At 37.3% G+C, this 24,985-nt stretch carries 20 protein-coding genes; 9 read left to right on the plus strand and 11 right to left on the minus strand.

The features are described 5' to 3' along the window. Positions 1 to 7: 7 nt before the first annotated feature. Both AQF98_RS11750 and AQF98_RS11755 read right to left on the minus strand, forming a co-directional pair. On the minus strand, positions 8 to 238 hold the full coding sequence (locus AQF98_RS11750; protein WP_055132162.1) for a DUF1456 family protein: 231 nt from the start codon (positions 236 to 238) through the stop codon (positions 8 to 10). A gap of 166 nt (positions 239 to 404) precedes the next feature. After that, positions 405 to 1,712: a DEAD/DEAH box helicase gene (locus AQF98_RS11755; protein ID WP_055132163.1), complete on the minus strand. Its 1,308-nt coding sequence runs from the start codon at positions 1,710 to 1,712 to the stop codon at positions 405 to 407. Between the two features lie 250 nt (positions 1,713 to 1,962). Here AQF98_RS11755 and AQF98_RS11760 point away from each other — a divergent pair, with 250 nt between their 5' ends. Both AQF98_RS11760 and AQF98_RS11765 read left to right on the plus strand, forming a co-directional pair. Continuing rightward, on the plus strand, positions 1,963 to 2,436 hold the full coding sequence (locus tag AQF98_RS11760) for a ribonuclease H-like YkuK family protein (protein ID WP_055132164.1): 474 nt from the start codon (positions 1,963 to 1,965) through the stop codon (positions 2,434 to 2,436). A 49-nt stretch (positions 2,437 to 2,485) separates the two neighbouring features. Then, positions 2,486 to 2,998: a TlpA disulfide reductase family protein gene (locus AQF98_RS11765; protein WP_055132165.1), complete on the plus strand. Its 513-nt coding sequence runs from the start codon at positions 2,486 to 2,488 to the stop codon at positions 2,996 to 2,998. 12 nt (positions 2,999 to 3,010) lie between these two features. Here the strand turns inward: AQF98_RS11765 and AQF98_RS11770 are convergent, their stop codons facing one another. The 3 genes from AQF98_RS11770 to AQF98_RS11780 form a co-directional block, all read right to left on the minus strand. Continuing rightward, positions 3,011 to 3,592 carry a DUF4468 domain-containing protein gene (locus AQF98_RS11770; protein WP_235524220.1) on the minus strand — a complete coding sequence of 194 codons (582 nt, stop codon included), beginning with the start codon at positions 3,590 to 3,592 and terminating at the stop codon, positions 3,011 to 3,013. Between the two features lie 46 nt (positions 3,593 to 3,638). Next, positions 3,639 to 4,685, minus strand: a complete 1,047-nt coding sequence (locus tag AQF98_RS11775; RefSeq protein ID WP_055132540.1) for an outer membrane beta-barrel protein — start codon at positions 4,683 to 4,685, stop codon at positions 3,639 to 3,641. 89 nt (positions 4,686 to 4,774) lie between these two features. Then, positions 4,775 to 6,133 carry an ammonium transporter gene (locus AQF98_RS11780; RefSeq protein WP_055132166.1) on the minus strand — a complete coding sequence of 453 codons (1,359 nt, stop codon included), beginning with the start codon at positions 6,131 to 6,133 and terminating at the stop codon, positions 4,775 to 4,777. 338 nt (positions 6,134 to 6,471) lie between these two features. Here AQF98_RS11780 and AQF98_RS11785 point away from each other — a divergent pair, with 338 nt between their 5' ends. Then, a complete protein-coding gene (locus tag AQF98_RS11785) occupies positions 6,472 to 6,951 on the plus strand; it encodes an SRPBCC family protein (protein WP_055132167.1) in 480 nt (159 codons plus the stop codon). Here the strand turns inward: AQF98_RS11785 and AQF98_RS11790 are convergent. Continuing rightward, on the minus strand, positions 6,948 to 9,233 hold the full coding sequence (locus tag AQF98_RS11790) for a family 20 glycosylhydrolase (protein WP_055132168.1): 2,286 nt from the start codon (positions 9,231 to 9,233) through the stop codon (positions 6,948 to 6,950). The two genes, AQF98_RS11785 and AQF98_RS11790, sit on opposite strands and share 4 nt — an antisense overlap. An 11-nt stretch (positions 9,234 to 9,244) precedes the next feature. After that, on the minus strand, positions 9,245 to 10,192 hold the full coding sequence (locus AQF98_RS11795) for a TIGR01212 family radical SAM protein (protein ID WP_055132169.1): 948 nt from the start codon (positions 10,190 to 10,192) through the stop codon (positions 9,245 to 9,247). A gap of 224 nt (positions 10,193 to 10,416) precedes the next feature. On the opposite strand from AQF98_RS11795, the gene AQF98_RS11800 reads away from it, so the two are divergent. Then, positions 10,417 to 11,565, plus strand: a complete 1,149-nt coding sequence (locus AQF98_RS11800; protein ID WP_055132170.1) for an RCC1 domain-containing protein — start codon at positions 10,417 to 10,419, stop codon at positions 11,563 to 11,565. 42 nt (positions 11,566 to 11,607) lie between these two features. Continuing rightward, on the plus strand, positions 11,608 to 12,495 hold the full coding sequence (locus AQF98_RS11805; RefSeq protein ID WP_055132171.1) for a collagen-like protein: 888 nt from the start codon (positions 11,608 to 11,610) through the stop codon (positions 12,493 to 12,495). Between the two features lie 88 nt (positions 12,496 to 12,583). On the opposite strand, the gene AQF98_RS11810 is transcribed toward AQF98_RS11805, so the two are convergent. Continuing rightward, the gene (locus AQF98_RS11810; RefSeq protein ID WP_055132172.1) at positions 12,584 to 13,999 is read right to left on the minus strand and encodes an APC family permease; all 1,416 of its coding nucleotides are present in this window, start codon (positions 13,997 to 13,999) and stop codon (positions 12,584 to 12,586) included. A 229-nt stretch (positions 14,000 to 14,228) separates the two neighbouring features. On the opposite strand from AQF98_RS11810, the gene AQF98_RS11815 reads away from it, so the two are divergent. The 4 genes from AQF98_RS11815 to AQF98_RS11830 all read left to right on the plus strand — a co-directional run bounded on the left by AQF98_RS11815 (position 14,229) and on the right by AQF98_RS11830 (position 20,636). Next, the gene (locus AQF98_RS11815) at positions 14,229 to 16,490 is read left to right on the plus strand and encodes a sodium-translocating pyrophosphatase (protein ID WP_055132173.1); all 2,262 of its coding nucleotides are present in this window, start codon (positions 14,229 to 14,231) and stop codon (positions 16,488 to 16,490) included. A 128-nt stretch (positions 16,491 to 16,618) separates the two neighbouring features. Beyond that, positions 16,619 to 18,046: an amino acid permease gene (locus tag AQF98_RS11820; protein ID WP_055132174.1), complete on the plus strand. Its 1,428-nt coding sequence runs from the start codon at positions 16,619 to 16,621 to the stop codon at positions 18,044 to 18,046. A gap of 187 nt (positions 18,047 to 18,233) precedes the next feature. After that, complete coding sequence (locus AQF98_RS11825) at positions 18,234 to 19,949, plus strand: amino acid permease (protein ID WP_055132175.1); 1,716 nt, start codon at positions 18,234 to 18,236, stop codon at positions 19,947 to 19,949. A 120-nt stretch (positions 19,950 to 20,069) separates the two neighbouring features. Beyond that, entirely contained in the window at positions 20,070 to 20,636 is a 567-nt protein-coding gene (locus tag AQF98_RS11830) for a MarC family protein (RefSeq protein ID WP_055132176.1), read from the plus strand. A gap of 196 nt (positions 20,637 to 20,832) precedes the next feature. Here AQF98_RS11830 and AQF98_RS11835 read toward each other — a convergent pair whose 3' ends face one another. Genes AQF98_RS11835 through guaA form a run of 3 tightly spaced genes read right to left on the minus strand, consistent with a single transcriptional unit; the run spans position 20,833 to position 24,777 of the window. Beyond that, complete coding sequence (locus tag AQF98_RS11835) at positions 20,833 to 22,023, minus strand: RNA methyltransferase (RefSeq protein WP_055132177.1); 1,191 nt, start codon at positions 22,021 to 22,023, stop codon at positions 20,833 to 20,835. Between the two features lie 32 nt (positions 22,024 to 22,055). Next, positions 22,056 to 23,294, minus strand: coding sequence for an ABC transporter substrate-binding protein (locus AQF98_RS11840; protein ID WP_055132178.1), 1,239 nt, complete (start codon positions 23,292 to 23,294; stop codon positions 22,056 to 22,058). Continuing rightward, positions 23,251 to 24,777: a glutamine-hydrolyzing GMP synthase gene (gene guaA, locus AQF98_RS11845; RefSeq protein ID WP_055132179.1), complete on the minus strand. Its 1,527-nt coding sequence runs from the start codon at positions 24,775 to 24,777 to the stop codon at positions 23,251 to 23,253. Before guaA ends, AQF98_RS11840 begins: the two co-directional genes overlap by 44 nt. Positions 24,778 to 24,985: the final 208 nt, after the last annotated feature.

Consider the following 24,985-nt stretch of genomic DNA (forward strand, 5'->3'; position numbering starts at 1 on the left):
ACTCTGTTTACTTTTTCTCTTCTTTTGGTCCACGTTTATAAATCACCAAACCGTTTAAAAAATTACGTAAAATCTGGTCGCCACATTTCTTAAAATTTGGGTGTTCATCATTTCTAAAAATATCGCCCAGTTCACTTTTTGTTACCGTAAAGTTAACCAGTTTACAAATCTCTATAATTTGATCGCTATTTAAGGATAAAGCTACCCTTAGTTTTTTCATGATATCGTTATTGCTCATTTCTTTTAGTATTTAGTATCGGGTAGAAAGTATAGAGTATCAAGTAGTAAGTATCAAGTATCAAGACTGTTTTTGAAAGCGTTATCTTTCTTTCTCTCAACTCCCTAACCATGGTCAATGGACTATAGACTATGGTCCATGGACTATAAACTTTCGAACTTCCCAACTACATTGCCGTTTCTATTTTAACTTTTTTGTTTTTTATTTTTTCGTTGGCCAACGTTCTGATCACTTGTGGTACCAGCTTTCTTTTAATGGCCACATAAGAAGCTTGATCTTTTACTTCTATCAAACCTACGTCGTCTTTTTGTAACCCTCCCTTTTTCAATAAGAGGCCTACAATATCGATTTTATTTACCTTATCTTTTTTGCCGGCACTGATGTACAAAGTTTGCCAAATGCTGTCTTGTGGTAATTTATAAGGTCCTTTTAAGGTTTCTGTTTCGATATCCGATTTTAAGAAAGGATACTTTTCATCATCTGCTAATATCAGGTAGGCTGTGCCTTTTGCATGCATTCTTGCTGTACGCCCATTTCGGTGCAAAAATGCATCTTCTGTATAAGGCAGTTGGTAGTGGATGATGTATTCCACTTCTGGAATGTCTAATCCTCTTGCCGCCAAATCTGTGGTGATTAAAATTTTGATGCTTCCGTTTCTAAACTTTAACAATGCCCTTTCTCTTTCGTCTTGCTCCATTCCACCATGGAAAATGTCATGCGCCAGGTCTTTATCAATTAACAGATCACTAATTCGATCTACCGTTTCTCTATGGTTGCAGAAAATTAAGGTTGTTTTATTACCAATTTTACAGATCAGTTCAAATAACGTATCTAATTTATCTTCGGCTGTGGTTTGTACTTTTTTAAGCTTTAAGTCTGGGGCAATTTGTACATCTTTTAAAAAATCAATGTTCACCTGATTCTTAAGTCCTGTAAAAGCTGGAATTTCTTCCATGGCAGTTGCCGATGTTAAAATTCTTTGTTTCAACGACAACAATTGACCTATGATGTACGACATGTCTTCGGTAAAACCAAATTCTAGCGCTTTATCAAACTCATCCAACACCAAAGTAGTAATAATGGATTCATCAAAGTTCTGATGGCGCAAGTGATAAGCAATTCGGCCAGGGGTACCAATTAAAACCGCTGGTGGTTGTTCTAGGTTGTTTCTTTCGGTTTTAATCGGGTGACCGCCATAACAGCAGTTTACCTTAAAACCTGTACCCATTTGTTTAAAAACCTGCTCTATTTGCAAGGCCAACTCACGCGATGGCACCAATACAAGACATTGCACTCCTTTTTTATCTTTCGATAGGTTATTCAATACCGGAAGTAAAAATGCCAATGTTTTGCCCGAACCAGTTGGAGCCAAAACCAAAATGTCATTTCCTTTTTTTGTTGCAGCAACTGCTGCTTCTTGCATTTGGTTAAGTGCAGTAATTTTTAGGTTATCAAGTACGGGTTGTAGCATCATTGTACAAAGGTAATTATAAGTTGGCAGTTTCTGCTTCACAGTTTCCAGTAATCCATTGATGTAAACGAAAATCTATATGTTACCCAACATTTTCCATCTTCCATTTCCCCTCTTCCATTTATAAATCGTATCTTGTTGATAACCAATAAAATGTTGACAAATAAACAACATAGATTTAAAGCAACTTTAACATTAAGCACCTAATTTTAGGAAACCTGATTACGGGTTGTTAACCTTAACACCAATACGTATGACCTGGAAGAAATTTAGTGGCGAAGTTATTCATTCGTCAATCTTAGAAGAAGTTGAACAAGCAATTATCCGCGAAACCGGAAACGGTTACAAATTAAAAGTATGCATTGGTACCGATTCTCAGGTAAAAGGTGCGCTTACAGATTTTGCAACTGTTATTGTGCTCTTAAGAGAACATCATGGTGGTTTCATGTACATTGCTCAAGACAAAACTGCCCAAAAGATGGGAATTAAAGAAAGAATGCTGGTTGAGGTTCAAAAATCTATTGAAACTGCTTATTCTATCTGCGATTTACTTGACATTTATGACGTAGATTTAGAGGTACATGCAGACATCAATACCAATCCGATGTTTAAATCTAACAAAGCGTTAAATGAGGCAATGGGTTATATTTTAAGCATGGGCTTTATTTTTAAAGCAAAACCAGAAGCCTTCGCCAGCTCTACCTGTGCCGATAAAATGGTACACTAGTTTGTAGTCAATGTAGATTTTGGTGTATATTCGGTCCATAATTGAACTGATGAAAAAGATCGTATTACTACTGGCTGTACTTGCCTATACGCTAACAGCAACTGCCCAAGATATAGATAAGGACAACATTACAAAAGTTGGCGATTCTATTCCAGTATTTAATTTTGAAATTGAAAAAGGCAAAACCGTAAGTATCTCTGCTTATAAAGGCAAATTGATTTTAATTAATCTTTTTGCTACTTGGTGTCCGCCATGCAATGCAGAATTACCAGAAATGCAAAGCAAAATTTGGGATCAATACAAAGACAATAAAAACTTTGCCCTCTTTGTTTTCGGCCGTGAAGAAGGCTGGGATAAATTGATACCATACAAGGCAAAGAAAGGTTTCACCTTCCCTATTTTGCCAGATCTTGATCGAAGCATTTTTAGCAAATTTGCCAAACAGGCCATCCCCAGAAACATTCTAATTGATCAGCATGGTAAAATTATTTACCAGTCTTTAGGTTATGATGAGAATGAATTTAAAGTGCTCTTAGCCATAATAGCAAAAGAATTAAAATAGTTAACGGTTAAGCTACCAGTTTTTACGCACTACTTTTTGTACAGGTATTGGTATTGTAATAGGGGCTTTATTGGCCATGTATTGTTTAAAGCTAACAGCAAATGCTTTGGCAAATGTAGTGGCCAGCAGCTGATATTCTTTCCATTGCGACATGTTCAATTTGCCCGGATCTTTTTCTAATGGTGTTCCGATAGGTGTACTTGGAACAAAATTGCCATAACGATCGCGTTGATAAGGAATAAAGTTAAAATCGCTGATCCAAAAACGGTATTTTTGATCCTTAACTTCCACATAAAAACGATATAAAATTTCGCCAGAAGGATGAGACATCACCAACAAGGTTTTATCCACTACCATTTTTCCTTCGGCAACCCACAAACTATCTCCAATAGCCGAATTAGACTTTAAACTTTTGTTGCCCTTAAAATAATTAAATACCCTCAATTGAAGACTATCTTTAGGTTGATCTTTTAACGCTACAACCTCATAGTAGATCAGTTTCCCTTTTTCATCAAGTGGCAATAAAGCTTCCTCTTGTGCTCTTACCTGCACAACACCCATGGCGAATAAAAAAAGAAAACTGATCAGCTTCATTGTTAAATTAAAAAAAGGCCAGCTTGTACTGACGTCTAGTATGCTTTTAAAAAGTATATACCGCAGCTAAAGAAAATTGAGAGGCCGATTTGGCACCAATTATCCCATTCTTATTGGCAAAACCTTGACTAAAGTCTTTATCACTATCAAAACGGATTTCTGGAATAAAGGTTAACCCACCAGATTTGATATTGCCCGAAAAAGTGAAAGAAGACACACTCGCATTTGCAGCTGTACCCACTCCTTTGTAATTAAAAAATTCGGCACGCAAACCTAGGGCCACAGCAGGTGTAAATGCATATTGCGGATAGAGTGCAACACCAGAATAGCCTCCGTTATCGTTAGATACCGTATAATCTGCCGCATTTAAGCCCAATTTAAATTGACCTGTAATTTGGTATGCAGTGGTCAAATCGAAGATGGTTCCCGTTCCTGCAGCACCAGCAGCACGACCTGAAAGTACATTTAAATAAGCTGTCCAACCTGTAGCCGGAACAATGGTCAATTGCGCTCCGATATGAGACACCCCATTAAAATCTTGATAAACGTTCCAATCGTTAAATAAGCCCGCCATTAAGCTTACTTTATCAGAAAAGGCATAACTGGCTTTGATCCCTGCATTTTGAAAAGGTCCAGAACCAAATAAATAAGAAGTAGAATAGTTAAAGTTAGCCGCTGGCGATATCACTTCGTACCCAATAAAAGTTCCCATATAGCCTGCTGTTACATTGAATTTGTCACTAAAAGCATAATTCACATATAAATTTTGGATATTAAAACTATTAGTGGTTTCATCATAAGCACCCAAAGCATTTGGAATAGATTGCGACTGTCCACGTGGTCCAAAAGACAGTTCGCCCACAAATGATGCCTTCCCAGTAGTTTTCTTTAAAGCAAGATCTATCATGCCTAACGAAACTGAATTTTGTTCATTAGCGAAATAGGTTTTGATATTTCCAGCTTTGTTAAAATCATATTTATAATAGGTATCTACAGAACCCGAGATCTGTAAAGGACTTGGCGTAGTTACTTGTGCAAAAGCGACAGTACCACAACCTAAAACAAGTGCAGAAAGCATGAATTTCTTTTTCATCATTTAAAGTTTGATAGCATTAAAATTAGACCGGTTAATAAGGATAGCAGGCTGTTTAGGCTTCATCTGAAAACCTAAACAGCTTTGCATTATAAGTTTGGTACTTCTTGACCTGCAACAATCAAAGTACCCTGACTGTATTTTTCGTCGTGCTGACTTGCATCTAAACCTTCTTCCTCTTCTTCGGCACTTACACGAATAGGCTGCACCAGATTGATGATCTTGAAAATTGCAAAGGATACTACAAAACTGAATACAATTACAATAAATGCGCCTTTCAATTGTGTAAAGAAAAACTCTGGATTACCATATAATAAACCATCTGCACCAGCTGCATTTACCGTTTTTGTAGCGAATACACCTGTTAGCAACATACCTACAATACCACCAACACCATGGCAAGGAAATACATCTAAAGTATCGTCAAGGCTAGTTTTTTGTTTCCATGAAACGACTAGGTTAGAAACTACCGCAGCAAAAACACCGATAAATATACTGGAAGGAATACTTACAAAACCAGCACCAGGTGTAATGGCTACCAAACCAACTACAGCACCGATACAGAAACCTAAAACCGAAGGTTTTTTACCTCTTGCCACATCAAAAAACATCCACGATAAACCTGCAGCACCTGCAGCAGTATTGGTGGTAATAAAAGCAGAAACTGCTAAAGCATTTGCACCCAAGGCAGAGCCTGCGTTAAAGCCAAACCAACCAAACCATAATAAACCGGTACCAATTAATACATAAGGAATATTGGCCGGCGGAACTTCTTTATGCTCAAGATGTGATTTCCGACGTTTCAACACCAAAGCTCCTGCCAATGCAGCCATCCCAGCAGAAATATGAACCACGGTACCTCCAGCAAAATCAAGAACTCCCATTTTAAACAACATCCCTTCTGGATGCCAGGTCCAATGGGCCAATGGCGAATACACGAAGATGGCAAACAATACAATAAATAAGATATAAGAAGTAAACTTGATTCGCTCGGCTACTGCCCCAACTACCAAACCGGGTGTAATGATGGCAAACATCAATTGGAACACAGCAAATAAAGACAAAGGAATTGTTCCCCAAGCTGGTCCAGAATTTACCCCTTGAAAAAACAGAAAGGTTTTTGGGTTGCCGATTAAACCATGAATTGACTGTCCAAAGGCTAGGCTAAATCCAACAACTGTCCAAAGCACAGTAATTACCCCTGCAGCAACCATACTTTTGATCATCGTTGACAATACATTTTTACGATGAACCATTCCACCATAAAAAAAGGCAAGTCCCGGTGTCATTAAAAATACCAATGCAGCAGCAATTAAAACGAAGGCAATGTCTGGCGCACTGTATTTTCCTTCATCAAAATTTGGAAGCAGAGGAATAAAAAGAGCTAAAATTGCCAGTATCAATAAAACTGCAAAAGGAGCATACTGTTTAAATAAAATTTTACTCATGAATTTTAGTATTTAGCGGTTGATTTTTGATTAATTAACTAAAACTAAATATAAAAATTCAAAATTTTACTAAAAAATGATTAAAAAAGTCAAATATTTTAACTAAAAAATAAAAAATAACTAAAATATCATAAATAAAAACATAATTTTATTTAAAATAAAACAAATCGAAACAATAATTATTAAATAAATAGATTAAATAATTAAAAACTAAACTAATAAGCACAAATAATGATCAAAAAAACATATGAATTTCTTAAAATATTCAAAAAATAACATGAATTAGCAAAAAAAATCATCAAAAACCGAGAAAAAACTTAATTCGTATCTTTATCAACATGAAATCGTATCATTTAACTTTCAAGCAATGCTTTCCCATTTCTTTAGCAGCTGCTTGGGATTTTTTTTCTTCTCCAAACAATTTGGTAAAAATTACCCCAGACGACATGGCCTTTAAGGTTACTTCAGCTTTCGACCCTCAACAACAGATGTATCCAGGTATGATCATTACTTACAAAGTATCACCAATACTGGGCATCAATCTAAACTGGATGACAGAGATTACCCAAGTTGAACACGAAAAATATTTTATTGATGAGCAGCGTTTTGGCCCATTTCAATTTTGGCACCACCAACATCATTTTAAAGCGATACCTAATGGAGTAGAAATGACCGATATTTTAACTTATGGTTTACCAATGGGCATTTTAGGCCAAATGGCACATGGCCTGATGGTTGGCAACAAGATCAAATCCATTTTTGACTTTCGAGAAAAGAAAACAATTGAACTACTTGGCAATTACGCCAATAAGCTTTAGTGAAAAAACAAGGAAGGATCAACAGCCTTTAATTGCCCATTAGGTTGCTTACACTGTAACTGCAAGGTATAACCCCCACCTCCTTCAACAAACAATAACTCGAAAGGATGATAACCTTTTTCTAATGCAATTTCTGCCGATTTCTCTATAGAAAAATGCATCCCATCATTATCGATCAATACTTTATCGCCGATTTTCAATAGACTGCCATCATCAGACCGAAGTGCAAAGGTGTATATACCTGTTGTTGGGGCATAAAAATATCCGACATGACGTGTAGCAAAACTTGGTGCTGTCTCTGTTAATGGAATTTCTACAGCCTTTGTTATTTTTTCTGCCTTCAGATCTTTTTCATTGATTGATTTTGCATTTTTATAATAAACAGGGTAATAATAAAATTTCAACCCACTCTCCAACTTCTTTCCTGTTACAGCCTTTAAATAAGCTTGTTTTTCGTAATCGATGGTATATACATCGCTCTTGTTCCCATTACTGATAAACCCAGCCATTTTCAACTGAACTGGTGCTTTAATCAGTAATTTGCTTGGAAGTATTTTAGCACTTAGACCAGGTATAGTCCCATTTGTGGTATAACGCACCACCATTTCCTTAAACGGCTTTTTAATTGTTAAGTAAGCACTGTCAACAAACACACTTTTTTCGGCAAAACCCTTAATATCTGGCATCCTATAATTGATATTCATTGCACCCATTAGCTGAGTATGCACTTGTAAACGACGATCAAAATCTGGCCAATTTTCTTCATTTTTATTCCAGGCCACTTCTGCTAATGCCAACAACCTAGGAAAGACCATATACTCCAACCTTCTTTCTGAGGGGATATATTCCGTCCAGATATTGGCTTGTACACCCTTCACTTTTTTTCGCTCTGCTGTAGTAAGGTTATAGTTATAAGGATCAAAGCCATATACTTTTTGCAAGCTACCCCCATCCTGTTGCGCATCAAAATAACAGTACTCCCCTGGGGTCATGAGCATTTCTATGCCTTTTTCTGCTGCAATTTTTGGCGCTTTTGGCACCCATGTTCGCCAGTACATCATGGTGGCCGTTGGCGAAACCCCACCATCTAAAATTTCATCCCAACCGATCAGTTTTTTTCCTTTGCTGTTGAAGAATTTTTCCATCCTTCGTACAAAATAGCTTTGTAACTCATCTACGGTTTTCAAGCCTTCTTTCTTCATCAGTTCTTCGCATTGTGGAATGTTTTTCCAACTGCTTTTCTCTACCTCATCTGCACCTAAGTGGATGTATTTACTTGGAAAAAGTGCCGCAATTTCTGAGAATACATTTTCAGCAAACTCATAGGTAGTTTCCTTACAAGGACATAAAGGCTCTGTAAAATCTTTAGCCAAACCACTTTTGCCTTTGGCAGTTAACCAAGGCATGAGATGGGTTGCTGCCATCATATGTCCAGGCATATCAATTTCAGGAATAATTTCTACTCCTTTATTTGTTGCATAGGCAATTAAGCCTCGCATTTCTTCTTGCGTATAAAAACCACCATATTTAAGCTCCCCATCAACCATTTTGAAATGTTTTTGAGGCAATGTATAATCTGGATTGGTTTTGGCCAATTCCATACATACCGTATCTTGGTTGTTCAACTTTCGCCAAGCACCTTTTGAGGTTAATTCAGGATATTTTTTAATCTCTAAACGCCAACCCTGATCGTCTGTCAAATGCAAATGAAACTTATTGAATTTATAATAAGCCATCCTATCAATCATTGTACGCAAGTAAGCTAAATCAAAAAAGTGTCTCGATACATCTAGATGAACCCCTCTCCAGGCAAAACGTGGATGATCTTCAATTGCTACACAGGGTACTGCAATTGTTTTAATCCCTACTTGACCTGTAGCTAAAACCTTAACCCCCATTAACTGTTTTAAAGTAGCAATTGCCCAAAAAGCAGCGGCTGTACTTTTCACCTTAATTTCGATCAAGTTCTTTTTAATGATCAAATGATAACCTTCATCAGCGTTAATAGATGGATCGTATTTTAATACAACTTTGTTTGCAGGCACACTTTGAGCACTGCACTTTAAAGAAAATGCTTTTAACTCATCAACCGCAGGACTAAATTCTTTTCCTCCATTGATCAGTACAATTTTAGTTGAATTGCTCCAAGTGAAGCTACCGGTGCCAGCGATTATTTTTACTGGGCGTGGAATAATGGCATACTTATCCTGTTGCTGTGCAAACGCAAAGATGGGACATAACACTAAAATTATTCTTAATGTTACTTTTCCTAAAATATTCATAAAAACCTTAATTAAGCTATATACGCTGAGCCTTGAATAACACCCCTGCGTTCAATTTCTTTATCGATATAAGTTTGTATAGCAGATTTGTTAAGCCCCCAATTGGGTGCAATCAGTAAATCCCAATCTGAAATACCAAACAAACGTTGAATTACAATATCTGGGCGCAATAAAGGAATCAATTCACAAAGCAAATCTGTGTATTCCTCTAAAGTAAAGAGTTTAAATGGATTTTTCTTGTATTTGGCACCCATAATAGAGCCCTCTACAATGTGTAAATGATGGAATTTCACAAATTTGATCTGTGGAAAACGATTGATCTCGTGAATATAACCATACATCATCTCTCTGGTTTCCCATGGAAAGCCAAAAATGGTATGCACACAAAGATCTAACTTGGTATTGTCTAAAAGTTTTACCGCTTCAACAAATTCTGCATGACTACAGCCTCTGTTAATTTGATCAAGGGTTTCATCGTAGATCGACTCCATCCCCATTTCTAAATCTACATCAAAACGATCGGTATAACTTTCTAACAAAGCCACTTTCTCCGCATCTATACAATCAGGTCTTGTACCTACCGCAAAACCAACCACATCTTCGGTATTGATGGCCAAAGCTTCGTCGTACATCATTTTTAGGTAATGTACCGGTGCGTAAGTATTGGTATTGGGTTGAAAATAAACAATAAATTTATCGGCTTTATAAGAAGTTTTAGCCCTTCTCATTCCTTCTTCGAGCTGCTCCTTAATGGTAGGTAGCTTTCTTGAGGGTTCTGGTGTAAAAGAGTCTACATTACAATAGGTACAACCCCCATAGCCTTTACTGCCATCGCGATTGGGACAGGTAAATCCACCATCTACAATAACTTTAAATACACGTTGTCCATTGTACTTTTCACGTAAATGTATACCGTAGTTCTTATAACCTTTTACTCCCGAATCTAATGCTGTTCCCATCGACTGCAAAAATACAAAATTAGTTTGGAATAGTCTCTTAACCCGCAGCCACAAGATTTAGATGGAGGCAATTAGCACTATCATTTCATTTTAAGCTCTGATCTAGGCATCAATATATCTGTTCATCGATTTTAAAGATACATCTATCGATAATAATCTTACGGCCACTATTTAGTAAGCTAACTTCATCCTACTTATTAAAAACAATATAAAACCTCATTGACATGAAAAGAAATCATCTTTTTAACCCTGTACTTATTTTAGCCATAGGTGCGGCATTATTTTTTACCAGTTGTAAAAAAGAAAAAACTACAGTAGATACGCCTACTCCACCAGTAGTTGCTGATATTAAAATTGAAGCTGGTGGCGGACATAGTTTTCTGTTGAAACCAGATGGCGTACTCTGGGCAGTAGGCTATAATGACTTTGGTCAGTTGGGTACTGGTAATACCGCCAATTCAAATAGCTGGATCAAGGCTGCAGAAAATGTAAAATCAGTTTCTGCAGGCTATCAGCATAGTTTGATCCTTAAAAATGACAATACCGTTTGGTCTGCAGGATTGAATACCTCCGGACAGTTGGGCGATGGCACCAAAGTCAATAAAAGCATTTATACACAAGTAGCCACTGGCGTAAAAGAAGTTTATGCAGGCTATTATTATTCATTTATCCTTAAAACCGACAATACACTTTGGGCCGCAGGCGACAATGCTTTTGGAGAATTAGGAGAAACCCCTGCTGGCGTCTCAAAAAGCACTTTCTTTCAGGTGGCAACAGATATCAAAAGTGTAGCTATTGGTGGGAACCATACCCTTTTCTTAAAAACAGACAACACGGTTTGGGCTGCAGGCGCAAATAATTCCGGACAATTAGGAATTGGGAGTATTGGTGGCGACAGCAACAATAAACTGGTTAAAGTTACCGATAACGCAAAGTCAGTTGCAGCGGGTATCCTACATAGTGTGATCTTAAAAAACGACAATACACTTTGGAGCTGCGGATTAAATGACAGTGGTCAGTTGGGCAATGGCACAACAACATCAAGCGGAACCTTAACTCAAATTGCTACTAATGTAAAATCTGTTGAAGTGGGGATTAGAGGCTATAATATCTTTCTGCTAAAAAATGACAATACATTTTGGGCTTGTGGCTGGAATAATTATGGGCAATTGGCCAATGGAAACAATACTAATCAATCTAATCTGATCAAAATTTCAGACGATGTAATCGATTTTAGCGCTGGCTTTGCCCATGTTCTATTTATGAAGAGCGACAAAACCATTTGGGGATCTGGTGCAGATGATATTGGGCAGATAGGCAATGGCACAGTAGGCGCCCATAAAAACACCTTGGTTAAGGTGGTTATCCCTTAACCACTCATTCAACAAACACATCAACCTTTAAATCTATTTCACATGAAAAAAACAAACATTTTTAAAATCGCATTTATCTTAACAATTGGATTAGCCAGTATTTTTAGTAGTTGCAAAAAGGACGCTGGCCCTGCAGGACCACAAGGTGCACAAGGAGCCCAAGGACCACAAGGTTTACAGGGCACACCGGGTCCAGCTGGTAGTACAGTACTAAGTGGCAATGGCACTCCAACTTCAACTACGGGTGCTAATGGCGATTTTTATCTTGATTTAACCAGCAGTTTATTTTATGGCCCCAAAACTGCGGCTGGCTGGGGTACGGGCTTTGCCATGAAAGGCGCCAATGGCGCAGCAGGCACTAATGGCAATAAGATCATTAACGGAACCACCATACCTGGTGCAACCGACGGCAGTATTGGCGATTATTATTTAAACACCACCAATTATTTACTTTATGGGCCAAAAATAGCAAGTGGCTGGGGTGTTGGCACCTCATTAATTGGCACTGCCAATGTGAAATATTCTGGCTGGGCAACTAGTACAGACCCAATTAATGTGGGCTATGGCAAAACCAGTATAAGGTCTGCCCGTATTAACACAACTGCCATCACACCTGCAATTATAAACTCGGGCGTAGTATTGGTTTATGCTAGAAGAAATTCTGATTTGATTTTACCAGGAGGAACTACTCCGCTACCTTTTAGTTACGATTTGAGCGTTGTAGAAAATATTAAGGCAACAGTAAATTTTAGCTTAGGCACTTCAGTTATTTATATCAATACGACTACTAGCAACAATAGCCTTTATGCTGAAGCTACATTAGAATACAGATATGTTGTCATTCCTGGTGGTGTAGCAATTGCTGCTGCAAAAAACATTAATTTAAATGATTTGCAAGCAGTTGAAAAATACTTCAATATTGAGAAATAAACCAAATGAGTAAATATCATTTTAATCAAAAGGCCAGTCTTCATTTGAAAACTGGCCTTTATCTATTAATTATATAACAGTAGTAAATTTAGTCTTTTGCTGGTTTGGTCATGTAATACACCGGGATACCAATTAACATGATCAATACACCCCAACCACAAGTGGCTGTTTTTGTAATTAACAAGCCAACAGAAATTGCCGAAGCCACAATAATGTACAAGAAAGGTAACACTGGGTAACCAAATGCTTTATAAGGACGTTCTGCATTTGGCATTTTTCTTCTTAAAATAAAAATACCGTAGATAGTTAAAATATAGAAGATCAATACAATGATGATTACAAAATCAAGCAAGTCATTATACCTTCCGGTTAAACAAAGTAGAGATGCCCAAACACCTTGCGCCCATAAAGCCCAAGCGGGTACATCAAACCTATTGAGGTGGCTTGCTTTTTTAAAGAACAACCCATCTTTTGCCATGGTGTAATAAACCCTAGCTCCCGCCATAATCAAACCATTGTTACAAGCAAACGTAGAAATCATGATCATTACCGCAATGATAATGGTACCCGTATTGCCAAAAATATATTGAGCAGCAGCAACTGCAACCCGATCTGATGGTGCACTTGCAATTTCATTCAATGGTAAAACTGCCACATACATTACGTTAGCTAAAATATAGATCACACTTACGATCAATGTTCCTAAAAACAAACTTAAACCTACATTACGTTGAGGATTTTTAATCTCACCAGCAATAAAGGTTACACCATTCCAAGCATCACTACTAAATAATGAGCCCACCATTGCGGCAGCAATACCAGACAATAAGGCGGTACCACTAATGCTCACCCAAGAAGAAGAACCTGTATCGAACATTTTAGAATCCCAAGCATTTGTCCAGTTGGCATTCCAAACTTCAGCTTTTGCCGCAAGGGTTAAACCAAAAATAATCAATCCAAAAAGTGATAATATTTTAATAATAGTTAAGAAAGTCTGCAACATCTTCCCATTTTTCACACCCCTACTATTGATATAGGTTAATAAGATAATGGTCACAATAGAAACAAGCTGTGCTGCATTCAATTGAAATGAGCCTACCTCATACAAGATGTTTTTGTCGCTAACCGGTTCGTAGAGATAGGCAGCAAATTTTGAAAAAGCCACACCTACTGCAGCAATGGTACCTGTTTGAATTACCGCAAAGAAACTCCAACCATATAAAAAGGCAATCAATTTGTTATAGGCTTCTTTTAGGTAAACATATTGCCCGCCTGCTTTTGGAAACATGGCACTCAATTCGCCATAACTTACTGCTGCAACCATGGTAATTATTGCTGTAAGCACCCAAATCAAAATCAACCAGCCAGCAGAACCTACTTGCCTGGTAATATCTGCACTTACAATAAATATCCCCGACCCGATCATTGAGCCTACTACGAGCATTGTGCCATCAAACAGGCCGAGTTCTCTTTTAAAAGAACCTTCTTCTTTTTGGTTTTCCATTTTAGTTTGTGTTGTTTGGTTTTTTTAGTTTTATATTAGGCTAATATATATGAAAAAACTGTAAAAAAAATAGAGACAAACGTTAACACAACCAGATTATTACCTAAAAAGAAAAAATGTTAACAATCATTTTCATAAAAATTTGGTTATTAGCTAAACACACTTATTTTTGCAACCCTTGTATTATTTTTATTTCACAACTAAACAACCAAAAACATAAAATTAAACTATGGATTTTCTACAAGACAATTTAATCTATTCCATCCCTCTATTGGGCCTAATCGGTATTCTGGTTATGGCTGTGAAAAGTGCGTGGGTAAACAAACAAGATGCAGGTGATGCTAATATGCAGCAGCTTGCAGGCTATATTGCCGATGGTGCTATGGCCTTTTTAAAAGCAGAATGGAAAGTACTCAGTATTTTTGCTGTTTTTGCAGCAGCCTTATTGGCCTATTCAGGAACAATTCACGAAATTAATGGTAAAGCAATCCACTCAAGTTGGATCATTTCCATTGCCTTTGTTATTGGCGCCTTTTTCTCAGCACTTGCTGGATATATTGGCATGAAAGCAGCAACAAAAGCAAACGTACGTACTACACAAGCTGCAAGAACCAGCTTAAAACAAGCTTTAAAAGTAAGTTTTACTGGCGGAACAGTAATGGGCCTAGGTGTTGCAGGTTTAGCTGTATTAGGTTTAGGTGGATTATTTATCGTTTTCCTTTCTTATTTTAAGGTAATTGGTGCAGATGGTGCTGTAAGTGTAATTAACATGAAAACAGCTATTGAAGTACTGACCGGATTTTCTTTAGGTGCCGAATCTATTGCTTTATTTGCACGTGTAGGTGGCGGTATCTATACCAAAGCTGCCGATGTTGGTGCAGATTTAGTTGGTAAGGTTGAAGCAGGTATCCCAGAAGATGATGTACGTAACCCTGCAACCATTGCAGATAACGTAGGTGATAACGTGGGTGATGTTGCAGGTATGGGTGCCGATTTATTTGGTTCTTACGTAGCAACAATCTTGGCAACCATGGTTTTAGGTCAAGAAATTAGTGTAACTGATAAATTTGGCGGAATGTCTCCAATCTTATTACCAATGGTGATTTGTGGTTTGGGAATTATCTTCTCTATTATCGGAACATGGTTTGTAACCATTAAAGATGAGAAATCTAATGTGCAAAATGCATTGAACCTAGGTAACTGGTCGTCAATTGTAATTACAGCTATTTCTTCTTTCTTTATTGTGAAATGGATGTTGCCAGAAACGCTAAGCCTTCGTGGTTATGAGTTTTCGAGCATGAATGTATTTTATGCCATTATTGTAGGTTTAGTGGTAGGTACCATTATGAGTATTGTTACCGAATATTATACCGCAATGGGAAAAGGCCCCGTTAATTCAATCATTCAACAATCTTCAACAGGTCATGCTACCAACATCATTGCTGGTTTATCAGTAGGGATGAAATCGACAGTTATTCCAATCTTGGTTTTGGCTGGAGGAATTATGGCTTCTTATTACTTTGCAGGTCTATATGGTGTTGCCATTGCAGCAGCAGGTATGATGGCTACCACAGCCATGCAGTTAGCTATTGATGCTTTTGGTCCTATTGCCGATAATGCAGGTGGTATTGCAGAAATGAGCCAATTACCTCCAGAAGTTCGTGAACGTACAGATAATTTAGATGCTGTAGGAAATACAACTGCGGCTACTGGTAAAGGATTTGCCATTGCCTCTGCAGCCTTAACTTCATTGGCTTTATTTGCAGCATTTGTAGGTATTGCAGGTATTTCTGCTATCGATATCTACAAAGCACCAGTTTTGGCAGGTCTATTTGTAGGTGGAATGATCCCTTTTGTATTTTCTGCACTTTGTATTCAAGCAGTAGGTAAAGCAGCAATGGATATGGTTCAAGAAGTTCGTCGCCAGTTCCGCGAAATTCCTGGAATTATGGAATACAAAGCTAAACCTGAATATGAAAAATGTGTAGCAATCTCTACTAAAGCTTCTATCCGCGAAATGATGTTACCTGGAGCCATCGCGCTAATTACACCTGTAATTGTAGGTTTTGTTTTTGGTCCAGAGGTATTGGGTGGTTTATTAGCTGGTGTTACTGTATCTGGTGTATTAATGGGTATTTTCCAATCTAACGCAGGTGGTGCATGGGACAATGCTAAAAAATCATTCGAAAAAGGTGTAGAAATTAATGGAGAAATGTATTACAAAAAATCAGAACCACACAAAGCTTCTGTAACTGGCGATACTGTCGGTGATCCATTCAAAGATACTTCAGGTCCTTCAATGAATATTTTGATCAAGTTGATGTCTATCGTTTCATTGGTAATTGCACCATATATTGCCATTAGCGCAACTGATATGAAACCTGCAACCGAGGTGATCAAAGAGGTTCGCATTCAAAAAACTGTTGATTCTTTAGGTAATGAAAAGGTCGACACCATCAAAAATGAGATTGACACCGTTATTAAACGTTAGTTAAATCATAAATGTTACTAAATAAAAGGGATTTTGCAAAAAATCCCTTTTTCAATTGTAGATATTTTTTTTAGGTTTGGGGTATTAAAAAATCTACAGATACACTAACCAACTAACTTAATTAATTTATGAATTTAAAAAAGCCTATTGATGTACTTCTTGCCGAATCAGCAGAAAGTGGCGAAGGCACCCTTAAACGCACCTTAAACAACAAAAGTCTTGTTGCTTTAGGGATCGGAGCAATTATTGGCGCCGGTTTATTCTCATTAACTGGTATCGCTGCTGCCGACCACGCTGGACCCGCAGTAACACTATCATTTGTATTAGCCGCTGTAGGTTGTGCTTTTGCTGGATTGTGTTATGCTGAATTTGCATCTATGATCCCAGTAGCAGGTAGTGCTTACACTTATTCTTACGCTACTATGGGCGAGTTTATGGCCTGGATTATTGGATGGGATTTGGTTTTAGAATATGCCCTAGGGGCAGCCACAGTGGGCGTATCCTGGTCTGGATATTTTAATAAATTACTACACGAATTTGGTGTAGAGATGCCACTTTATTTAACAAAATCATTTGCAGAAGTTGATGGTGGAGGTATCAATTTACCTGCCATCGTTATTGTTTCGTTGCTTTCTTTATTGTTGCTACGTGGAACAAAAGAGTCTGCAAACCTTAATAATTTCTTGGTAGTGATCAAAGTGGCTGTTGTTATATTGTTCATCGCTTTAGGATGGAAATTTATCAATCCTGCAAACCACACTCCATATATCCCTGCCAACACAGGTGTTTATGGCGAATTTGGTATTTCTGGTATTGCATCTGGTGCAGCGCTAGTATTCTTTGCATTTATTGGTTTCGATGCCGTTTCTACTGCAGCTCAAGAAGCTAAAAACCCACAAAAAGGGATGCCAATTGGGATCTTAGGATCTTTAGCGGTGTGTACAATATTATATGTTCTATTTGCACATGTAATGACTGGCCTAGTACCTTTCGAAATCTTTAAAGGTGATGCTTCTCCTGCAGCTACAGCATTTAAGGTAACAGGATATGGCTGGTTACAAATGGGATTGATCATCGCTATTTTAGCAGGTTATACCTCAGTAATTCTAGTGATGTTAATGGGACAATCAAGAGTATTCTATACCATGTCTAAAGATGGCTTACTTCCTAAGTTTTTTGGTAGCATCCATGCTAAATACAGAACGCCATGGAAAACCAACTTATTCTTCATGGTATTCGTAAGTTTATTTGCAGGTTTTGTTCCGGTTACAGATTTAGGTCACATGGTGTCTATTGGTACCTTACTTGCCTTCTCATTGGTTTGTATTGGTGTAATGATTTTACGCAAAACAGATCCTAACAGAGATCGTCCTTTTAAAACTCCATTTGTACCATTTGTACCCATTTTAGGTATCATTGTATGTTTTTACTTAATGTATTCTCTACCTATTGAAGCTTGGGTTAGGTTAGCAATTTGGATGGCACTTGGGGTTGCCATCTACTTCTTCTACGGAAAGAAAAACTCGGTACTTGGAAGAAAAAATCAACAACAATAAAAACATAGATTGTTGCAAATAAAATTGACGTTGTTATTAAACGTTAGTTAAATCATAAATGTTACTAAATAAAGGGGGTTTTGAGCAAAAATCCCCTTTATTTTTACATTATTTTTAATTAGGTTTGAACTTGTATATTTTAATAAATTCCAAAACTTATCGAAACATTTAAACTAAACCTTAAACTATGAATTTTAGAAAGTCGATTGACTTACTTACAAAGGAAGCAGAAGAGAGCGGAGAAGGTACACTGAAGAGAACCCTTGGCCCAGTAAATCTGGTAGCTTTGGGTATTGGTGCCATTATTGGTGCTGGTTTATTCTCTATTACAGGCTCTGCGGCAGCAAACAATGCCGGACCTGCTATCACAATTTCATTCATTATCGCAGCTGTTGGTTGTGCTTTTGCTGGCTTATGCTATGCAGAGTTTGCATCCATGATTCCTGTTGCTGGTAGTGCCTATACTTATTCTTATGCCACCATGGGCGAATTTGTTGCCTGGATTATTGGCTGGGATTTGGTATTGGAATACGCAGTTGGTGCGGCCACAGTTTCCATTAGCTGGAGTCGATACCTAGTCAAGTTTCTTCAATACTTCGACATCCACCTCCCTGCCCAAGTAGTAATGTCTCCATTCGACACTGCAACTTTAGCCGATGGAACAATTGTATCGGGTATGTTTAACTTACCTGCTGTATTTATTGTAGTGTTAATGTCGTTGATTTTAATTAAAGGCACTAAAGAATCTGCCGTAATCAACGGTATCATTGTAGCTGTTAAAGTGGTAATTGTAATGATTTTCATCTTCTTGGGATGGAAATATATCAATTCAGAAAACTACACTCCATATATCCCTAACAACACAGGTAAATTTGGCGAGTACGGTATTTCTGGTATCATTAGAGCTGCTGGTATTGTTTTCTTTGCTTACATTGGTTTTGATGCTGTTTCTACTGCTGCGCAGGAAGCAAAAAACCCTAAGAAAGATATGCCAATTGGTATCTTAGTTTCGCTATTTATCTGTACTATTCTATATATCTTATTTGCCCACGTAATGACAGGTGTTGCAAATTATGAATTATTTAAAGGTCAAGATGGTATTGCTCCAGTTGCTGTAGCAATTGATAACATGGGTCTTAAAGATGCTACTACTGGCATTGTAGCTCCTGCTTATCCTTGGTTAAATAAAGCCATTATCTTAGCTATTTTAGGTGGTTATGCTTCTGTAATTTTGGTAATGTTAATGGGCCAATCAAGAGTATTCTTCTCTATGAGTAAAGATGGTTTATTGCCTAAAGTATTCTCAAGCGTACACTCAAAATACAGCACACCAGCAAAAAGCAATTTATTGTTTATGGTGTTTGTAAGTTTATTTGCTGCATTTGTACCTGCACGTGTAGTGGGCGAGATGACCAGTATTGGAACATTATTCGCCTTCATTTTGGTGTGTATTGGTATCATGATCTTAAGAAAACGCATGCCAGACTTGCCTAGAGCATTTAAAGTGCCTTTGGTACCTTTAATCCCAATTTTGGGCGTATTGGTTTGTTTGGGTATGATGGTGTTCTTGCCACTTGATACTTGGGTTCGTTTATTGGTATGGATGATTATCGGTATTAACGTTTATCTATTCTACGGAATTAGAAACAGTTTACTTTCTGATAATGTAAAAGCTACGATGGTAAAAAGCACCAAAACCGTATCATACATTGGTTTGGCATTGGCAGCTTTATTAATTGTGGTTGCCATTTTACACCACCACTTATCTTTAGAAGCAACTGCACTTGATGCAACTGTACAAGCTGATTTTGGCCTATATTATTTCTCATTAGGCTTTGCTGTACTCCACTTGATTATATATGGTTATAAAATTGCTACGGCAAATAATGTTGAACCAAAATAGTTAATTACATATTTTAAGAAGCCGTCAGTTTAGAAACTGGCGGCTTTTTTGTTTACATACAATTCATCTATTATCACATTGAAACTCTTACCTTTGCGGTATCATTTTAAATTACACGCTATGGAATTCAGTTTTAGCCAAATTCTCTCTACTACAATGGTATTATTTGCCATTATTGATATTTTAGGTTCTATACCTATTGTAATTGAATTACGCAAAAAAGCGGGTCATATCCAATCAGAAAAGGCGGCCATTGTAGCTACTGCACTCATGATTATCTTTCTTTTTGCAGGTAAAACACTTTTGGGTGTAATTGGGGTTGATGTGGCTTCTTTTGCCATAGCAGGCTCATTTGTAATTTTCGCCATAGCCATGGAAATGGTTTTAGGGCTTACCTTATTTAGGGATGAAGCGCCAGAAACAGTTTCAATTGTTCCCTTAGCCTTTCCTTTAATTGCGGGTGCTGGCACCATGACCACCTTACTGTCTCTAAAAACAGAATACGCCACACAAAACATCATTGTGGGTATTATTTTAAATATGCTGTTTGTTTATTTTGTATTGAAAAATACAAATCGTTTAGAAAAGCTTTTCGGTAAAACCGGATTGAACATTTTAAGAAAGGCCTTTGGGATTATCTTATTAGCAATTGCCATTAAACTATTCCGCACAAACACAGGCTTGTAAGCTTAGTTTTTAAAAAGCTGTTCTTACTACATTTTTGCTTGCTTTAACTACCTATTAATTAGGATTTGTAACAATTTTTAAGTAAATTGGTCTTATAGTTAGTAAAGCTTTGTTATGAACAATTTTGAGCAATTTACTTTAATTATTGGCGTACTCGCCATTCTCTTCGAAGCCATTAGGCATTTGAAAGAGAAGATTAGGCATTGGCTTCATCATTAGCCCCACTTTGCTTAATTAAACGGGCTACAAACATGCTGTCTGCCTTATCACCGTAACCTTTAATCAATTCCATTTTTTCTAACTTCAAGTCGAAATTTGAGGTCAAATAAGCTACTACATCCTCATTTTCTGCTTTAAATACAGAACAGGTCATATAAATTAATGGTTTATCTTTTTTAAGGTATTTCACTACATTTTGGGCAATGGCCTTTTGCAGTTTGACATAATTCTCTATTTTATGTTTCTCGAAGTAATATAACATTTCAGGCGTACGTCCCCATGTACCAGAACCTGAACATGGTGCATCCAATAAAATGCCATCAAACTCATAATGGTGCAAAATCTGATCATTATTCTGCAAGAGATCAATCACTTTCTGATGGTATTTCTTAATTCCAGCCAACTGGAAACGCTCCTGCAAATTCATCAGGCTATTTTCCCTTACATCGCTTACCAGCAATTCTATATTTGGCTCTAAGTCATGTAACAACAGCGATTTTCCGCCAGATGCAGCACAACAGTCCCACCAATAATCGTATTTGTTCGGTTTAAAATAAGCGCCAGTTTTTTGAGAAGATAGATCTTGTACCTGATACAGCCTAGGATCGTTGATGACTTGCTCCAATTTTGTTCCATTAGGCAAGGCTAAAGTCGTATCTGAGACTTCTTTAACAGTTACATTATTGGCTTGCAATTGATTAATTACCGCTTGGATATGAGTTGATTTTACCCTGATAAATAAATCGGGTTGACTAAAAGAAGCACTGTAAAAATCTGTGGCATTGATACTTTCAGAAAGCGGCGCACTGAACGAAAAAACATCTTCCAATTTAAAAGCTGGAAAAGCTTTCTTAATCAGGTCTATTTTTTCTTGGGCTGGGAGACCAATTTTTTCAACTAGATCTGGTAGGTATTGTGCAACAATCAAGCTTGAAGTATCATTACATAAAAAATCAGCTATAGCCAATCTTTTTAAAGGATCTAATTTAGCAAGTGCCTTTCCTAATCTAAAAAAGCTATAGATGTATCTTGTAGCCCATCTCCGATCAGAAGACCCCATTTGTTTGTGTTGCTTAAAATAACCAACCAAATGCCTATGCAAAGGCAAAACGCCATTGTAACTTGCAAATAATTGTTCAAACGCACGGATCTGGTGTTCTACTCTCATACCTCAGCCTTAAAGGGAATTTAAATTTTTAATTAATCAACTAGATTTAAGGTAAGGTTTTTATACTGCAACAGCATTAAATCTTTGTTAAAATAGCCGTATTTGGGGTCGAATCCAAAATCAAAAGAATTATGCAGCCCCTTGTATTTATCCTTGGTTAAATAATCAAGGTATTTTTCGCCATGTTTAGCTAGCAATTTGCCAAAATAAAAACCAATATCAAAACCTTTGAAAGAGTATTCGCTAGGCTCAAAATTAAACTCCGATCGGTATTTTTTAATAAAGTTAATTACAGCTTGGCTTTTATAGTCAATCCTATAAGAAGTACTTATAATGGTATTAAGATCTTGCAATTGATCTACATTATAGTTTTGTTTCATCCAATTCGGATGTCCGAAAAGACTAATGTCATACCCGCCAGTTTTTAGATTTTTAAGCTTAAATATTTTATCTATGCTAGGGATTACAAAACCTGTTTCCGACGAACAGATCACCAAGGCATACTTTTTACCCTTGATCATTCTGGTTTCAAAGGCATACGTAGAGGTAAACTCTTGCACAATGAAAGCAGGATGATTTTGCTTAAATCGAGCTCTTAAAGGCGCAGCAAATTGCTCATCGGTAGCTTTCCGTGGATTGATCAACACCACAATTGCATTATTGCTTTGGTAGTGTTGGGCAATATAATCGGCTATTTTAATGGCATGTTGATCAATGTTATTAACTACAGAGATCAAATTAGGATTATCGAAATCGCTGGGTTTTGATGCCGCTAAAGGCGACACAATGGTCAAATTGTTTTCAATAGCATAATTGGTCATGTACTTCACACCATCAGGAAAAACCGGACCAATAATTAAGTTACTGTTCTTTAACGCTTCCTTTTTAAATAGCACCGCTAATTGGCTATTCTCATCTTTGCTATCAAATACATTGAGTTTAAAATTCAAGCCAAAACTTGCGGCAGAGTCTATCCCCAATTTTACGCCTTGATAAAAATCGATGGCCATATCTGCACGTTCTAATTGTGCTTTATTGGCCGTATTTAAATTAAGTTGGTTTAATTTAAAAGGAACTAACAAAGAAATTCCTGCTTCGGTAAATCTCTTGGCAGGTTTTTCTTCTTTGGTTTCTTTTTTCACTTCCTTAACAGGTTTATTTACTGGCGGAACCACCTTTGGGCTACAACTAGCAAAAAAACCTATCAAGCAAGCAATTATCCAATATTTATTCCCACTCAATAGTTGCTGGTGGTTTTGAACTGATATCATACACAACTCGGTTAATTCCTTTTACTTTATTGATAATTTCATTAGAAATTTTTGCGAGCACGTTATAAGGTAAATGGCACCAGTCTGCAGTCATTCCATCTACAGATTCTACTGCACGTAAGCAGATTACATTTTCGTAGGTACGCTCATCGCCCATTACCCCTACAGATTGAACTGGAAGGAAAATAGCGCCAGCTTGCCATACTTGATCGTATAAACCAGCTTCTTTTAGGTTATTGATATAAATGGCATCTGCCTCTTGTAAAATGGCTACTTTCTCTGGTGTTACATCGCCCAAAATTCTGATGGCCAAACCTGGACCAGGAAAAGGGTGGCGACCTAAAATAAATCCTTCAATACCTAAAGATTTGCCTACTCTTCTTACTTCATCTTTAAATAAGGTATTTAGTGGTTCTACGATTTTAAGCTTCATAAAATCTGGTAAACCACCAACGTTATGGTGCGACTTAATCGTTGCCGATGGTCCTTTAACAGAAACCGATTCAATAATATCAGGGTAGATGGTACCTTGAGCCAACCACACTACATCTTTAACATCGTGGGCAGCATCATCAAAAACTTCGATAAAAACCCTACCAATGGCTTTACGTTTCAACTCAGGGTCTTTAACGCCTGCTAATTGGCTTAAGAAACGTTCTTTGGCATCAACACCTCTAATGTTTAAGCCCATGTGTTTGTATTGCTCTAAAACGCTTTCAAACTCATCTTTTCTCAACAAACCATTGTCTACAAAAATACAATGTAGGTTTGCACCAATTGCTTTATGCAATAGAATAGCTGCAACGCTCGAATCTACACCACCTGATAGGCCTAAAACCACTTTATCGTTACCTAATTTTTCTTTTAGGGCAGCAATAGTCGTTTCTACAAATGCATCAGCAGTCCAATCTTGAGCACAGTTACAAATGTCTACCAAAAAGTTCTGCAATAATTGCTTACCATCTGTACTGTGTGTTACTTCTGGGTGAAACTGAATGGCATAGGTATTGGTATCTTTAACTTGGTACCCTGCTACTTTAACTTCTGCCGTGCTGGCAATAATTTCAAAGTTGCTTGGCACTTGGGTAATGGTATCTCCGTGGCTCATCCATACTTGAGAATCGATATTGATTCCTTTAAATAATGGATTTGCGTTATTTACAAAGTTCAGGTTTGCTCTACCATACTCTCTAGTTGACGATGCTTGCACATCTCCCCCACTTTGTTGTGCAATAAATTGTGCACCATAACAAACCGCCAATAGTGGATAAGCTTTAAACAAGCCTAAGTCTACATAAGGCGCATCTTCCTGACGAACAGAATAAGGACTACCTGATAAAATAATTCCTTTTACAGTTGAATCTAATTCGGGAATGTGATTAAATGGATGGATTTCGCAGTAAACATTAAGTTCGCGAACGCGACGGGCAATAAGCTGTGTAAACTGCGAACCAAAATCGAGAATGATGATTTTTTCTAGCATGGGCAAAGATAGCTATTTGATATGAGATGTGCAATGAACAAAGTTGAAACTCTGAAGTTCAAAGTCAAGAGTCCGAAGTCGAAGGAGGAAATAGCTTCTGCCATTAATTATTTACAAAAACCATTTCCTACTTACCAATGAACTATTGAACTATTTACTATTCTCTATTTCCTATTCCCCATTTACTATTCACAAATGAACCAATGAA

It is taken from the genome of Pedobacter sp. Hv1 (assembly GCF_001412215.1).
In the GTDB taxonomy this organism is placed as follows: Bacteria; Bacteroidota; Bacteroidia; order Sphingobacteriales; family Sphingobacteriaceae; genus Pedobacter.

Coding starts and splice junctions, on each gene's coding strand:
- AQF98_RS11790 (WP_055132168.1), bottom strand. CDS start 9,233: ATGAATATTTTAGGAAAAGTAACATTAAGAATAATTTTAGTGTTATGT.
- AQF98_RS11810 (WP_055132172.1), bottom strand. CDS start 13,999: ATGGAAAACCAAAAAGAAGAAGGTTCTTTTAAAAGAGAACTCGGCCTG.
- AQF98_RS11825 (WP_055132175.1), top strand. CDS start 18,234: ATGAATTTTAGAAAGTCGATTGACTTACTTACAAAGGAAGCAGAAGAG.
- AQF98_RS11805 (WP_055132171.1), top strand. CDS start 11,608: ATGAAAAAAACAAACATTTTTAAAATCGCATTTATCTTAACAATTGGA.
- AQF98_RS11775 (WP_055132540.1), bottom strand. CDS start 4,685: ATGAAAAAGAAATTCATGCTTTCTGCACTTGTTTTAGGTTGTGGTACT.
- AQF98_RS11830 (WP_055132176.1), top strand. CDS start 20,070: ATGGAATTCAGTTTTAGCCAAATTCTCTCTACTACAATGGTATTATTT.
- guaA (WP_055132179.1), bottom strand. CDS start 24,777: ATGCTAGAAAAAATCATCATTCTCGATTTTGGTTCGCAGTTTACACAG.
- AQF98_RS11755 (WP_055132163.1), bottom strand. CDS start 1,712: ATGATGCTACAACCCGTACTTGATAACCTAAAAATTACTGCACTTAAC.
- AQF98_RS11760 (WP_055132164.1), top strand. CDS start 1,963: ATGACCTGGAAGAAATTTAGTGGCGAAGTTATTCATTCGTCAATCTTA.
- AQF98_RS11780 (WP_055132166.1), bottom strand. CDS start 6,133: ATGAGTAAAATTTTATTTAAACAGTATGCTCCTTTTGCAGTTTTATTG.
- AQF98_RS11840 (WP_055132178.1), bottom strand. CDS start 23,294: ATGATATCAGTTCAAAACCACCAGCAACTATTGAGTGGGAATAAATAT.
- AQF98_RS11785 (WP_055132167.1), top strand. CDS start 6,472: ATGAAATCGTATCATTTAACTTTCAAGCAATGCTTTCCCATTTCTTTA.
- AQF98_RS11795 (WP_055132169.1), bottom strand. CDS start 10,192: ATGGGAACAGCATTAGATTCGGGAGTAAAAGGTTATAAGAACTACGGT.
- AQF98_RS11765 (WP_055132165.1), top strand. CDS start 2,486: ATGAAAAAGATCGTATTACTACTGGCTGTACTTGCCTATACGCTAACA.
- AQF98_RS11820 (WP_055132174.1), top strand. CDS start 16,619: ATGAATTTAAAAAAGCCTATTGATGTACTTCTTGCCGAATCAGCAGAA.
- AQF98_RS11815 (WP_055132173.1), top strand. CDS start 14,229: ATGGATTTTCTACAAGACAATTTAATCTATTCCATCCCTCTATTGGGC.
- AQF98_RS11800 (WP_055132170.1), top strand. CDS start 10,417: ATGAAAAGAAATCATCTTTTTAACCCTGTACTTATTTTAGCCATAGGT.
- AQF98_RS11770 (WP_235524220.1), bottom strand. CDS start 3,592: ATGAAGCTGATCAGTTTTCTTTTTTTATTCGCCATGGGTGTTGTGCAG.
- AQF98_RS11835 (WP_055132177.1), bottom strand. CDS start 22,023: ATGAGAGTAGAACACCAGATCCGTGCGTTTGAACAATTATTTGCAAGT.
- AQF98_RS11750 (WP_055132162.1), bottom strand. CDS start 238: ATGAGCAATAACGATATCATGAAAAAACTAAGGGTAGCTTTATCCTTA.